At 64.6% G+C, this 13,816-nt stretch carries 7 protein-coding genes and 4 pseudogenes; 4 read left to right on the plus strand and 7 right to left on the minus strand.

Features of this window, described 5'->3' with window-relative positions; translation table 11 throughout:
- Positions 1-16 precede the first annotated feature (16 nt).
- A complete protein-coding gene (locus K9S39_RS06560) occupies positions 17-1,474 on the plus strand; it encodes a SulP family inorganic anion transporter (RefSeq protein WP_248862383.1) in 1,458 nt (485 codons plus the stop codon).
- A 153-nt stretch (positions 1,475-1,627) separates the two neighbouring features.
- Positions 1,628-1,816: a hypothetical protein gene (locus tag K9S39_RS06565; RefSeq protein ID WP_248862384.1), complete on the plus strand. Its 189-nt coding sequence runs from the start codon at positions 1,628-1,630 to the stop codon at positions 1,814-1,816.
- Positions 1,817-2,050: 234 nt separating this feature from the next.
- Here K9S39_RS06565 and K9S39_RS06570 read toward each other — a convergent pair.
- A pseudogene (locus tag K9S39_RS06570) lies at positions 2,051-2,935 on the minus strand (IS701 family transposase); the annotation flags it as partial.
- A gap of 56 nt (positions 2,936-2,991) precedes the next feature.
- On the opposite strand from K9S39_RS06570, the pseudogene K9S39_RS06575 reads away from it, so the two are divergent.
- Positions 2,992-3,951: pseudogene (locus tag K9S39_RS06575) on the plus strand (ISAzo13 family transposase); the annotation flags it as partial.
- A gap of 17 nt (positions 3,952-3,968) precedes the next feature.
- Here the strand turns inward: K9S39_RS06575 and K9S39_RS06580 are convergent.
- The gene (locus K9S39_RS06580) at positions 3,969-5,327 is read right to left on the minus strand and encodes an IS4 family transposase (RefSeq protein WP_283112287.1); all 1,359 of its coding nucleotides are present in this window, start codon (positions 5,325-5,327) and stop codon (positions 3,969-3,971) included.
- Between the two features lie 70 nt (positions 5,328-5,397).
- Here K9S39_RS06580 and K9S39_RS42830 point away from each other — a divergent pair.
- Positions 5,398-5,981, plus strand: a pseudogene (locus K9S39_RS42830) (ISAzo13-like element transposase-related protein); the annotation flags it as partial.
- Here K9S39_RS42830 and K9S39_RS06590 read toward each other — a convergent pair.
- From K9S39_RS06590 to K9S39_RS06610, 5 genes and pseudogenes are all read right to left on the minus strand, one after another.
- Positions 5,919-7,238 (minus strand): ISL3 family transposase, encoded by a 1,320-nt coding sequence (locus tag K9S39_RS06590; RefSeq protein WP_248862387.1) that lies wholly within the window; start codon positions 7,236-7,238, stop codon positions 5,919-5,921. The pseudogene K9S39_RS42830 and the gene K9S39_RS06590 sit on opposite strands and share 63 nt — an antisense overlap.
- A 576-nt stretch (positions 7,239-7,814) precedes the next feature.
- Positions 7,815-9,338: a group II intron reverse transcriptase/maturase gene (ltrA, locus tag K9S39_RS06595; RefSeq protein ID WP_319949534.1), complete on the minus strand. Its 1,524-nt coding sequence runs from the start codon at positions 9,336-9,338 to the stop codon at positions 7,815-7,817.
- Between the two features lie 123 nt (positions 9,339-9,461).
- On the minus strand, positions 9,462-11,285 hold the full coding sequence (locus K9S39_RS06600) for a reverse transcriptase/maturase family protein (RefSeq protein ID WP_248861435.1): 1,824 nt from the start codon (positions 11,283-11,285) through the stop codon (positions 9,462-9,464).
- Positions 11,286-12,375: 1,090 nt separating this feature from the next.
- Positions 12,376-12,690 (minus strand): annotated as a pseudogene (locus K9S39_RS43335) (transposase); the annotation flags it as partial.
- A 556-nt stretch (positions 12,691-13,246) separates the two neighbouring features.
- On the minus strand, positions 13,247-13,816 hold the full coding sequence (locus K9S39_RS06610; protein ID WP_248862388.1) for a hypothetical protein: 570 nt from the start codon (positions 13,814-13,816) through the stop codon (positions 13,247-13,249).

Genomic DNA, 13,816 nt, shown 5'->3' on the forward strand with positions numbered 1-13,816 from the left:
GCGAGGAACTCCACTGATGCTCTCCACCCTCAAAAAGCCCGCCCATCTGCGGCGTGATGTCCTGGCCTCCCTCGTCGTCTTCCTGGTCGCCCTGCCCTTGTGCGTGGGAATCGCCGTAGCCTCCGGAGTGCCAGCCGAACTCGGCCTGATCACCGGTATTGTCGGCGGCCTGGTCGTCGGCTTCCTGCCCGGCAGCAGCCTCCAGGTCAGCGGCCCGGCCGCCGGGTTGACCGTCCTGGTCTTCGAAGCCGTCCAGGAATTCGGCCTCGGCGTTCTGGGAGCCATCGTCCTGCTCGCCGGCCTGGTCCAACTCGTCCTGGGAGCCCTGCGGTTCGGCCGCTTCTTCCGCGCGATCACGATCGCCGTAGTCCAGGGCATGCTCGCCGGCATCGGCCTCGTTCTGATCTTCGGCCAGCTCTACACCATGGCCGACGTCAAGCAGCCCCGCTCCGGACTCGACAAGATCGCGGGACTGCCGCACCTGGCCACCGAGATCGCCACCTCCAGCGCAGCCCTGACCGCGTTCGCCATCGGGGCAGCCACCATCGCCGTGCTCGTCCTATGGAAGAAACTCCCCGCTCAGGCCCAGACGGTGCCCGCGCCGCTGGCCGCGGTCGCCCTGGTCACAGCCGTTACAGCCGTGGCCGGCTGGTCCGTCCCCCGCGTCGAAGTCCAAGGGCTGCTGTCGGCTGTCCAGCCGCCGGGGATGTCCGACTTCGCTTCGCTGGGCAGCCTCGCCGCCCTGGGCACGGTAATCGCCTTCGCTCTCATCGCCTCGGCCGAAAGCCTCTTCAGCGCCACCGCCGTCGACCGCATGCACGACGGCCCACGCACCGACTACGACAAGGAACTGATGGCCCAGGGCGTGGGCAACACCATCTGCGGCGTCCTCGGCGCCCTGCCGCTGACAGCTGTCATCGTGCGCAGCTCCGCCAACGTCCAGGCCGGAGCCGAGACGAAGCTCTCCCGCATCCTGCACGGCCTGTGGCTCGTGCTCTTCGCCGCCCTCCTGCCTGCCGCGATCGGCATCATCCCCTTGGCCGCGCTCGCGGGGGTCCTCGTCCACGCCGGCTGCAAACTCGTCCCCGTCAAGGACCTTGTGCCCCTGTGGCGCGAACACCGCGGCGAAGCCGTCGTCCTCGCCGTCACCGCGATCGCCATCATCACCACCAACCTGTTCGAAGGCGTCCTCCTCGGCATCGTCCTCGCCGTGGTCAAATGCGCCTGGGAAACCTCCCACGTCCACCTCGACGTCCATGAGACGACCGACGGCCGGCTCCTCGTCACCCTCACCGGGTCCGCCACCTTCCTCCGGCTGCCCCGCATGCTCGAAACCCTCGAAGCGCTCCCCCACGACCGGCCCGTCGAACTCGACCTCTCCGAGGCGCGCCACCTCGACCACACCTGCCGCATCACACTGGAGAACTGGGCACAACAACGGGGAACCACCATCGAGATGCTCACGAAAGCCTGACGGCCACTCACCTCGAACGTGTGAACTGCGACAGCTCACCCTCACAGCAGACGCGCAAGACTCATCCACTGCTGCCCTCACCCGACGTCGGGCAAGGGCAGCACACCCCGACACTCCCGCACCGCGGCACGGTAACGCTCGAAGGAGGCATCGGTGTTCGATCGCAGGGCAGAAGCAGAAATGCGGCTGTACTCAGAACAGCTGGCCACGGAACTCGCCCTGAAAAAGCATCATGGAGAGGCGAGCGACAACAACACCGACACCCAAACACCTCCCCCGGCCGAGGAAGAGCACGCAACCACTGAAACGACAGCCATCATCACCGGCGCCGAGGCCCCATGACTCACCCATGACCGGGCGCAAGCTGTTTGACATCAGCGCGACCGACAAGTACCGGTAAACAACTGCCCTTTAGTACTCCAGTTGCAGTTTGCTATTCCTGCTGGTCAGGGATCTGTTTCTGAGTGTAGCGAGCTGACTGGCAGTCAGATGGCGGGAGTTCGTGACCGGCGGTGCGGCGCTTGTAGTGGCAGTGTCTGGCGGTGGCCTGGTGACGGCGGCGCCAGCAGGACCACCTCAGTGCCTGATCGGTGTGATGCCGGTGGTGGTGTGCTGCCCTGGGGCGGCAAGCTGCCAGAAGTCTGCGGATTTCTGCCAGCGTGAGGGACGCGAGGGATGATCCGTTTCTGCGGCCCCCCTTTCCGTCCCGGCCTGAACCGCCATGGCTGCCAGGAAGGCGTGGGCGAGCATGGCCAGGGTGATGTGCCGGTACCAGGCGGGGTAACGGCGGACTTCGTACTGGTCCAGGCCGCACTCGTTCTTCGCGCTCTGGAAGCACGACTCGACGGCCCAGCGGCTGCCGGCGACTTCGACCAGCTTGCCGACGCTGGTGCCGGTGGGAGCGTGGGCCAGGTAGTAGGCGACCTCCTCAGGACGCGCGATGCTGCGGCGGGCCAACACCCAGCGCCGGTGGGCCGGTTCGTCGCCGTCGAAGAACGGGACGGCCGGCAACTGGGCAGCTGCCCAGTCGTAGAGGCGAGGACCCTTGGCGCCGTCACCGCACGAGAGCCGCTCCCATGCCTCGTCGGGGGCCTCGCCGATGAGCTGGTCGATGCGCCAGCACCCGGCCAGCGACTTGACCTGCTGCGATTTCGGGACCGCGACGACGTATCCGAGCCCGGCCTCCTCGAGCATGCGGCGGAAGTGCCAGTCCTGGCCGTAGAGGGCATCGGCGGTCACCCACGCGATAGGCAGCGGTGACGACAGGGCCCGGGCGATCAGGACCCGGGCCAGCTCGGTCTTGGTGGCGAAACCACGCTCGTCGGGCACCTTCGCCGCCCGGCACCGCTCCCGGTCGGACGTCCAGGACTTCGGCAGGTACAGCTCCCGGTCCACCAACGTCCGCCCCCGCGAGGACGCGTACGCGGCGAACACCGCGACCTGGCAGTTCTCAGTACGTCCCGGGGCCTGTATTTCAATTACTGCTCGGTGCTCGGGTGTTGGCGGGACAATGGGGTGTGACTGCGCGTACGGCCGCTCGGGCTTCAGTTGTGGCCTTGAGGGCGAAGTTCGATCAGTTCCTTCCCCATCTCGATGAGCGGCGCCGTCGGATCTACCTGGCCAGCGAGGCCGCCGCGCTTGGCCACGGCGGGATCACGCTGGTGGCGGCCGCTTCTGGCGCCAGTGCGGCCACCATCGCACGCGGGATCGCCGAGCTGTCCGGGCACCCTTTGCCAGCCGGGCGGATCCGGGCTCCAGGAGCCGGCCGTAAGCCGGTGACGGTCACCGACCCCGGTCTGCTGCCCGCGCTTGAAGCTCTGATCGAGCCGCACACCCGGGGCGATCCGGTCTCGCCGTTGCGCTGGACCACGCTCTCGCTACGGTCCCTGGCCTCGACGCTGACCACTTAGGGCCACCCGGTCAGCGCGGCGACCGTTGGGCGCCTGCTGCACACCCTGGGATACAGCCTGCAGAGCACCGCCAAGACCACGGAAGGTGCCAGTCATCCGGACCGGGATGCTCAGTTCACGCACATCAACGCCACTGCCGCGGCCTTCCTCGAAGACAACCAGCCGGTGATCAGCGTGGACACCAAGGCCAAAGAGTGGCTCGGCAACCGCGACCGACCTGGCCGCACCTGGCGGCCAGGTAAGAACCCCATCCGTGTGGACTGCCACACGTTCACCACCAGCAACCAGCCCGTGGTCATCCCCTACGGGATCTACGACATCGCTCGCAACACCGGCTGGGTCAACGTCGGGACCGACCACGACACGGGCGAGTTCGCGGTGGAATCCATCCGCCGCTGGTGGCAGCAGCGCGGACGGAAGGACCACCCAGACGCCGGTCGGCTGCTGATCACCGCCGACTGCGGTGGTTCCAACGACCCCCGCCGCTGGACATGGAAGAAGCACCTCGCCGCCTTCGCCCTGGAAAGCGGACTGGAGATCACGGTCTGCCACTTCCCACCCGGAACACAATGCCGTTGCTTGACTCACTGAACTATCGCGGGCTGCAACGTGAAGACCTTGGCTGCGACCCGCCGTGTTGGCCGCCGGTCCCGGGTGTTGATCCGGTAGGAGAGCTTCGAGGAGTACTTCGAGTCTGGACGCTTCAGGTGCCGGTCCGCCTCGCGCAGGCGCCTGGCTCCGCTGTCGAGCTTCCGATGCACCTTCTCCGCCAGCACGGCCAGAAACTCCTTGATCTTCGTGGGCGTGTCCGAGCACTGGCGGACCACGCTGCGCCGCACGTGTTTGAGGACCTTGACGAACGAGACCCGGTCCGGATTGATCCCGTTGTCGTCAGCCAGACCTAAGATGACCTGCGTGAGGCAGTGGTGCACGGCCAGATGCGCCCAGACCTCCTGACGCACCAGATCCGGGTCGCCCGAGCGCAGGACCTCGGCCGGCCCGCGCTGGAACGTCTTGATCTGCCGGAACGCCGACTCCGCCTCCCACCTCGCATGGTAGAGCCCTGCCAACTCCGCCGCCGGATAAGCAACCGGGTCCAGCAGGTCAGTCAACAGCCTGACCACCTCGCCGCCGTCGACGCGGTACTCGACCACCCGGACCAGCACCCCGCCGGGATGCGCGCCTGTCTGCCCGGCCAGGTTCATCCTCGCCATATAGGTGCCGTCAGGCAGATGCTCGACCGGACGAGCCGCAACGCTCGACCGGGCCCGGATCAGCAGATGCGCCCCGGCCCCGGTGTACGCCTTCCACAGCGCCACCCCGGGAAAGCACCGGTCCATGATGACCAGCATCCCGGCAGCCGAGCCGGCCATTTTGACCGCCAACTCCGGCTCGCCGCCGCTGAACCCGCCCACCGCCGCGTCGATCTGCGCGTACGTGCCGCACTCGGTCAGCGTCACCACCCGCGCCTGCGGGAACCCCGCGGGCTGGCCGTTCTTGACCGGGCCGCCGAACACGGCCCGGTTGGTCGTCGTATCCGGCGCATCCAGCACGAACCCGTCCACCGCAGCCAGACGCATCCCACGATAGAAGGCGCTCTCCAAACCAACAGGAGCCAACGGGCCGGCCAGCTCGCGGAACACGGTTTCCAAGACCAGCGGTCCCAGGCGCCTGCGCGCCCGCGTGAACGAGGACTTGTTGGGGATACTCCCGCTCAACTCCGCAATATCACCGACCAGTTGCTCCGCCACGTCGTCGTAGGAGTCCTGCTGGAACAGGGCCAGGGCGAGCGTGAAGTAGACCATGAACCCGGCCGGCAGGGCGCCGGACTTCTTGTCGCGAACCCCGCATTTCTCCAGCACGTCGGCGACGAGCTCCGGGGTCACCCATCGGGTCACCACCCCCAGCCGCACATGATCGGATAATCCCACCCATGGATGCATGCCGGGCTCAACGACCGCGCTCCTGCAACGTCACCGCGAACTGCTTGCCACACTCAAGCAACGGCATTGACCCGGAACATCGAAATGGAACAAGATCGAACACCGGATGTTCTCCCACATCACCGCGAACTGGCGCGGCAGGCCCCTGACCAGCTACCAGGTCGTCATCGAGACCATCGCCGCCACGACCACTCGCACCGGGCTCAGAGTCGGAGCCGAACTCGACACCGGCTGGTATGACCTGGGCACCACAGTCCTACCCGCCGAGTTCCATGCTCTGCCCATCACACCCCATGCCTTCCACGGCGACTGGAACTACACCCTGGCACCGGTCGCACCCCGGCTCCCCGAACCGACCCCGAACCGACAACGGATCGATCCCACCCTGACCGCGATGCTCACCGACCCGGCCCTGACCGGCATGTCACGCTCCGATTTCGACCACCTGGTCGCCATCTCGGAACCGTACTGGGACGCCCTGGCCGAGGCGGCATTCCAACGACGCTTCCACCGCCCACGCAGCTACCTCCACCCGCAGACCAGCAGCCTCGACCACTACCACCGCCTACTGACCGCCCTGTTACGGGGTCTTCAAAGTTGAGTGGTGCGGAGGTGTCCGCGGGCTCGGCGTGTGGTGACGCAGTGTGTCCGTAGTCGTTGGTTGTCGGCATTGCGGAAGCCGAACGCGTTGCGGGCGACGAGCTTGATCACGCGGTTGATGCCCTCGCTCTTGGCGTTGCTGTGCCCGGTGTCGATGAACGCTTCGATCTCCGGCCACCAGCGGTCGACGGTGACGGCGAGCTGCCTCACCTCGGGGATGTCGGAGTCCGCGCACCAGGTGAGGAACTTCCAGCGAGCGTGGCCGACTTGATGGCGGTCGGCGCCAGTGCGGGCGAGCGCGAGGAGGTTGCGGAGGTTCTCCTTGGCGATCCACGCCGTCAGCAGGATCTGGCCGATCCTTCCCTCGCCCAGCAGTGCGTTCCACATCGTGGCGAACTGCTCGTCGGTGAGATCCTCTCGGTTGCGCAGCAGGCGCCGTCTGGCTTTCCACTCCGGGTCACTGGCGCGTCCGCGCCGGCCGCGGGTCTCGGCGGTGGTGCGGCGCCTGACCGTGGACAGCATCTTGTTGGCGAGCTGGACGACGTGGAAGTGATCGACCACGACGGTGGCGTGCGGGAGACCGGTGCGGACGGCGGCGCGGTAGGTGGTGGACATGTCGATGGCCACGTACTCGATGTTATTTCTCCAGGCCAGCGGGGTGGTTGCGAGCCAGGCGAGCACATCGGCGACGGTGCGGCCCTCGACCTGGCTGAGCAGGCCGCCGGCGCCGAGCGCGTCGACGAACCCCGTGTGCCACCGATCGCGCGTCAGCATCCATTTGCCCGTGGCGGGGTCCTGTTCCCAGCGCGGCCGTCCGCGCCGGGTCTCGTCGATGCCCAGCACCTTCACCTCGGGCAGCGGCGCCTGGGTGACCTCGTGTGCGGCGGTGCGGAAGGCGTCCATCACGGTGGGCCAGGACAGGTGCAGGTCACGGGCGGCCTGGATGACGGTGGAGGCGGCGTCGCGTATCCGCCGCCCGGCGGCACCGCGCAGCCGCATGGTGATCCGCGCGCCAGCCGGTAGCTGCGGGATCTGCTCGGTGAAGGACCGGCGCGGGCAGTCGGGCTCCCGGCACCACCAGCGGCGTTTGTGCCAGCGGAACTCCAGCCCGCTCCCGCCGTACGGCAGATCGCGGGGCCGGGTCGTCGCGGAGCCCTTCACCCGGGTGGCGAACACCCCGCACTCGGGGCAGGCCCGTGCCTGCTCATCGGCGGTGATCAGGTGCACCCGGCGGGTGCCGTCCTCCAGCCGCTCCACCCGCGCGACGGCCAGGCCGTCCAGGTCGAGCAGCGACGTCGTATCGTTGTCCAAGCCCGTGGTTTCTGGGTGATCGTTCTGCGTCGAGAACAGAAATGATCACTCATGGCCACGGGCATCCTGCTGCCAGGGCACCCCCCCCCACCACCCGTGATCCTCACGCAACGTGACAGCCAGTCAGTCCAGTCGGGACGACACACCGCTCAAGTTCGAAGACCCCTGTTACGCCGCCGCAGAGCCGTCACCAGCACACTTCTGGCCCAGCTCCTGAAAGTCGGCCGCACCAACCTGTCCAACCAGTTCCAAGACGGCCACCGTCTCCTGGACCTGCACCGCGTCGCGGTCACGCCGCTACCCGGGCCCCCCGGCCCGCACCCTCGCCCAACTACAAGCCCGCCTACCGTCACGCGACGACACCTGCACAGATCAACCCTGACAGTTATTCAGACACAGGCCCCCGCGGTGCCTGAGTACTGCCGTTGCACCCCGGCCGAGGTGGTGCCCTTCTTGAGGAGTTGGGTCGGGGACGGGACGCCGTGCACCTTCTCGGGTGCCGGTCTTCCCATCCCCGCCCGCCGAACCGGACGTGCCCGTTGGCCGAGCATCCGGCTCTCCACGCGATCCGATGAATCAGGCGAGGTATTCACTGACCTGGCCGACGAAGGCCACATCGTCGTGGTTGATCCGGCGGAAACGCGCCCCGCCCGGATCGACCTCATCGATGTTGTATGGCGTGCTGATCTTCGCTCCGCGGAAGCGGTAACGCTCGACCTTCATCTTCGCCGGGTTGTAGAGGGTGACCCCACCCTCTGCGATGCTGTCCGCTGCAAAGTAACGGCGGCGCATCTGTTTCCAGGTCATACGAGGGTGCTTGCGACGAATCCAGAGATTCATCCTCCGCCACGCGTACCAGCCGAGATACGAGAACGTTCTCTTCGAAACGCCGTAGCGGAAGTAAGCCGCCCAGCCCCGAAGGACCGGGTTGACCGTCCGCAGCACCTCCTTCAACGAGAGCGAGGTTGTGCCTCGCCCTGTCAGTTTCTTGATCTTGTGCATCGCCGATGCCAAGGCTTGCTTGGCCGGAATGGTGAGCACAACACGACGGCCGCCGCCCCAGAACCTGCGCTGGATGTGGAAGCCCAAGAAGACGAACCCGTCGTCGATGTGGGTGATGCGGGTCTTCTCGTCCGAGAGGGTCATCTTCATTCTGCTGGCCAGCAGTTCACCGATCTCCGCCTTCAGCGCCTCAGCGTCATCCCTCGTGCCATGAACAAGCACCACGAAGTCGTCCGCATAACGCACCAGCCGGAAGTTCGGCAGACCCTTGCGACGTCGATGCTGCCGACGCCACGCCGGGGTCATCTCGGTCTCCCAGATCCGCGAGAAATGCCGGTCCAGGACAGTGAGATAGATGTTAGCCAGCAGCGGGGAAACAACTCCTCCTTGCGGAGTACCCGTAAGGGACTCCGCGAACCCGCCCTGCAATTCGACAACCCCAGCCCGCAGAAACACGCTGACCAGCCGCAGAACCTTGCGGTCCTTGATGCGCTCGGCCACCAAGTTCATCAGAACATGGTGATCGACATTGTCGAAGCAAGCCTTGATGTCGCCCTCGATGACCCACTCGTAGTTTGACGGCTTGCTGGTGCAGTGGTGGATTTCGGCGATGGCATCCTGAGCCCGCCGGCCAGGCCGATACCCGTAACTGGACGGGTAGAAATCGACCTCGAAGATCGGCTCCAGAACCAGCTTGAGGGCCATCTGCGCCACCCGGTCACGCAGAGTCGGGATACCCAGGTAACGGACCTTGCCGTTCTTCTTCGGGATCACCGCCTGCTTGACCGGAAGCGCCGTGAAGGACCCGTCTTTGAGGGAGGAGCGCAGCTCCTCCAGAAACGGAATCACTCCGTGACGTTCCTCGACGTGATAACGGGTTAACCCGTCCACGCCTGCTGTCCTGGCACCCCGGTTGCCGGACACCCGTTCCCAGGCCACCAGCAATGTGGCCCGGTCACAGACCAAGTTGAATACATCCTTGAACCGTCGATGCGGCTCATTCCTTGCCCATCGGTGCAGCTTGAGCTGATGATCGAGTACCCGCCGCTCGGCCGCCATACTGCCCGGCCAAGATATCGGCGGTGCGTCGTTGTTCAACAACGTTCCTCCCCGACAGCAGCTCTGCTGCTATCACGCTGTCGCCGTGAAGTAGGCCGCCGGCGAGGTGCCCCAGCGGGGTCCTTTTCCGACGGCCCCTTCCCGAACCGGGCATGCGACTTATCACCGCACCCGGCTCTCCAGTGCCCAATTCCGCGAGCCCTGCCGGTCGGTGCGTCCATTGTGGATTTCACCGTGGCAGTCGCGGCAGACTACGAGGGTCTTGCGGCGACGTGATGCCATCCGCTGTGCCCACTCAGGCTGTTCAGCCTGATCCCGGGTAGGGAGATCTTCCAAACGTCGAATGTGATGCACTTCGACGTCTGTATGCGCTCGGCAGAGCTCGCAGCGACTGGACATGAGCCGGTCGATGAGCTCCGCTGGTCGCTGTCTCCATACAGCCGGGAGTTCGTCTCTGAGGATTACCCTCGTGGTCCTGCGCGCCAGAGGTACCCCGCCCCAACGGGCGACCAGCGGTCTCTTTCCGGCACGTTCGACTGTGACCTGTAGCCCTCTGCGAGGACCTCCAGGAGTTTGCCAAGTCGCCCGGAAACGGTTCCAGATCTTATTGACGCTGAGCTTGTTCTTGTGCCCCAGCGTCTTGCCCAGAGACCGTTCCATGACGTACCTCAGCGAGCCGAGGCGGTGCCGGTTGTAGGCCAGCTGGTAATACTCTGCGATTCCCCGGAACTCCGCCTGGTACCGCGCCACGATCTGAAAGTTCGAGTCGTGGACACGTTCCAGTTTGGCGGCCGGTTTGCCGCGTCGCATGTAGGGCTTGCGCTTGGCGCGCACGACATCCATTGGCACCTTCAAGCCGATCTGTCCGTTGATGGACCTATGGCCGTGTCGGTTGCGTTTGGCGTCGTTGTGGTGGACCACGATCTCGTAGCCGAGGAAACGAGCGGCTCGTGTCCGCCCATGGGTGATCAAGGTCTTCCGATCAGAGAGTTCCAGCTTCAAATGATTCCGCAGGAATCTCCCGATCAGTCCCTTGATGTTCTCGGCTTCCTGCCTCGTCCCGGAGAATCCGAGCAGCCAATCGTCCGCATAGCGGACGTAGTGCAGCCGCCGGAAACCTGAATCGTTTGGGTCACGCGAGGGAAGTCGTTGCAGCTGATGGCGCAACTGCCGTGCTTCCTCCCGCCGTCCGCGCTTCTCCAGTTTCCAAGCTGCCTTGTGTATCCGCATGTACGGCAGATACGGCTTGCGTCGGGCGCCCCGGTTGAAGACAGGCAAGAGCGTTGTCTCGACGTACTTGTCCAAGCGGTCCAGGTAGATGTTGGAGAGCAGTGGGCTCAGAACACCCCCTTGTGGCGCACCACTCAGTGTTTCGTGATAGCGCCATTCCTCCAAGTATCCAGCCTGGAATAGCCCGTCGATCAACCGTAGAAAACGGTTGTCGTGAATGTCTTCGGCTAAGATGGAGCGCAGTACCCCATGATCCAGCCGGTCGAAACACTGGGAGATGTCTCCCTCGACGAACCACGTTACCCCGCCCCACGACTCGGAAACTTCCGCGAGTGCTGTGTGACAGCCCTTCCCTGGCCTGAAACCATGGGACCGATCGGAGAACTGCGGCTCGTAATACGCCTCCAGCAGAGAGCGGATCACTTCTTGCAGCAGCTTGTCCGACCACGAAGGCAGACCCAGAGGCCGGCGCTTCCCTGGTGTTCCTTTCTTCTCGATGTATACGCGCCGAACCGGGGTCCACCGATACCGCTCATGTCGCAAAGCATCGATGATCGTCTGAATTTTCTTCAGACTCATACCATCCACGGTCTCTTGGTTAGAACCGGGTGTCATAGAGCCATCGTTGCGGTAGATCTTGCCGTAGGCCCGCAAATACAACTCCGGGTTGAACAGGTGCCGGTACAGTCTCTCCAGTGGAAATCCTCTCTTGCCGCGTTCGTGGATGATCTCCATCAGGGCTTCGGCTCTCTGCATTACGCGTACCTTGCCTCTCCGGATATCGTGGACACCTGTGCCACTTGGCCCTGTAAGCGGCTCTCCCGCTCTCCTCGGTGGGGCGTTACTCCCACGACTACTATTGACACCCCGTCACCATAGGGCTCGCGCCCCTTAGGTGATCCCGAATTCCTCTTGCATTGGACGTATCGAGCGTGACGTAGGCGGCCTGTCCGTTCCCTTGAGTGAGCTCGTTGCTCACCGTCCACCAGCCGGAAGGGTTGGGGCGAAGCAAAGGGGATTCGCCTGATGCTGATGACTCCGCTCCGGGCGTTGTATGTCGGAGGATGCACATTTCCATCCCTGGGAACTTGGCTTCAAACAGTTTGGTCTTCGCCATATCACACGGACTTTGCGCGGCAGCGCCATAAACGCCTTCACAACGCTCCACGCTTTCCCGCCATGCTGTTGTCCCCTCGCGCTTTCGCGTCCAGGTAAGGCGGGTAGTCCAGAGGCTTCTCCTTCCGAACCTCTACTCTCTGCGAGAGTGATCCAACGCCGAGTTAGACGGCGCAACTTCGCCATGTGCGGACCTCTCGTCCGCTCCGACTACTACGGGGCCTCCGCCCCATCCCGCACCTTCGACGGACGACGCATCTATCCCACAGCTCCGAATGGCTTTCGGATCGCGGGAGCGATGCGGGATGGTTCCCGTGTTCACGGTGAATCGATCGATCAGTCCGGCATCCAGCTTTGCCCCGGCAGCATCGCCACGGTTACGCCGCAGGCTTTCGCCGTGGCCTCCCCACCGACACGCCAAGTCAGCTACGGAGTCATCCTGCCAAATCGGCAGACTGTGCACTGCAACCCGGCCCATATCCACCAGATTTGAGCCGGTGCCACGCTTACGGAGCTTTACCACTGATTCCTCTCGTATGCCCTCTGATCTCGCTCGCCGGACCCGGCCCGTCTGGCAGTTCCGAGCCGTCCCGGCTTTGTCAGCGCTGCTTCCCGCCCTTCCCGGCGTCTCCCGGGTCGGACTGCGCTCAGCTCCCACCAGGCTGCTGCGACAGCCTGGCGAGGAGGTCTTGCACCTCCTTCGATTCACCGCGCCTCACGGCGCACCAGCGCCTCGTGGCGCACAGCCCGTCTCATCGATGATCAGAACACCGCCAGGCTCGCCGAGGCGTTCGGCGGTGTATGCCTGCACATCGTCGCGGATCTCGTCCGCGTTCCAGCGGGCCCGGTTGAGGAGGTTCTGGAGCCCATGAGGTGTGCCGTGACCTGCATGTTCAGCCAGCTGCCAGCTGTTCTTCCGCCCCACCGGACCGAGCAGGGCCCGCACGTAGTCCCGCATCCGCCGCCGCAGATCAGCCCGGCCGAACCGGTGACCAACCCGCAGCAGCACCTCCTCAAGCTCCCCGGCCCACACCTCGGGCTGCACATCATCTTGCACGATCAGCACAACAGCGATCACACTCAGCCGGTCACGAACCCCCGCCACCTGACTACCCGTCAGCTCGCTACACTCAGAAGCAGATCCCTGACCAGCAGGAATAGCAAACTGCAACTGGAGTACTAGCTGCCACTCACGCAGCCGCAGGGCCTCGACGGCAGTGGAGAATCCGGGGCTCACGGGAGCCACGGTCACGGGCAATCACCTCTCTGACCTGGGATTTCCGGGAAGGTCGTCTACGTTGACATGCCCCTGCACACGTTGACCAGTCATTCGTGGATCTTTCCCGTCTGCCCCCAGCGAACTGCTGTCAGTTGCCGATGTACAGCACATGCTCGGCCTCCACTGGGAAAGATCTCGACCTCGACGGAGCGTCCGCTGACGTTGTCGTCACTGTTGCGGTCAAACGGCCGTAGGGCCCCGCAGGAGATCACTCCGGCGGGGCCCATTTCTCAACCTTTCTCTAGGAATTACATTACCAAGGAATTGGAAGAGCCAAACTCTGCGATTCCTGGATGCACCGAACTGCGCGCCCCGACACAATCTATCCGCACGAAGGAGTGGCGCTCGCCGGGATCTTATATGCGGCCGCAAGGCTCTTATCGAAGATCACGAGTAGAGCGTCGGGCATATACGTGAATCCCTCACCATCAGCCTCGCCCAGTGCAATTACTAGATTCGACTCGTTAGAGAACCTGAAGCTGTAGGCCCAAGGCATCTCTGGGCATCCCTCGTTAGGGATGTGCCAAGCGATATCGATGCTCACAATCGACACACCCAGGAGCCCCTCCCAATCGACGTGGTCAGTCACATCGATGGGATCCCCGGGAAGGCTTTCGCTCCCCTCTCCGGAACTCCTGAATTCAATCGCCATGCCTTCGTTGACGCCATCCATCGCCCAGGACAGAACCAGCGTGGCCCCGCTCTCCATGCCTAGCTCAACGGCCATGTCGACTTCGTGAGCACGATCTTCCCTATGCCCTTCGGGCCAGCCCTCCCCCCGCAGCGCCACGTAGCGAACCGTTCTCACGGCCTCACCCACGACAGCCTTCCGGAGTTCAGCGAGCTCAGCACCGCCATGAGCCAGAGCGGCCCACGGGTTGATCACCAACAT

Source organism: Streptomyces halobius, assembly GCF_023277745.1.
Lineage (GTDB): Bacteria > Actinomycetota > Actinomycetes > Streptomycetales > Streptomycetaceae > Streptomyces > Streptomyces halobius.